Annotated in this window: 1 rRNA gene; it reads left to right on the forward strand. The window is 52.9% G+C overall.

The window, feature by feature from the left end:
- A 23S ribosomal RNA gene (locus ACNG5D_RS16175) occupies positions 1-255 on the forward strand; the annotation flags it as partial.

Below are 255 nucleotides of genomic sequence, written 5' to 3' on the forward strand. Positions count from 1 at the left end.
GTGCTTGGTGGGTAGTTTGACTGGGGTGGTCGCCTCCAAAAGAGTAACGGAGGCTTCTAAAGGTTCCCTCAGCACGCTTGGTAACCGTGCGTAGAGTGCAATGGCATAAGGGAGCTTGACTGAGAGACCTACAAGTCGATCAGGTACGAAAGTAGAGCATAGTGATCCGGTGGTTCCGCATGGAAGGGCCATCGCTCAAAGGATAAAAGGTACGCCGGGGATAACAGGCTGATCTCCCCCAAGAGCTCATATCGA

Origin of the sequence: Algibacter ulvanivorans, assembly GCF_048381495.1 — a bacterium.
Taxonomy (GTDB): Bacteria; Bacteroidota; Bacteroidia; order Flavobacteriales; family Flavobacteriaceae; genus Algibacter_B; species Algibacter_B ulvanivorans.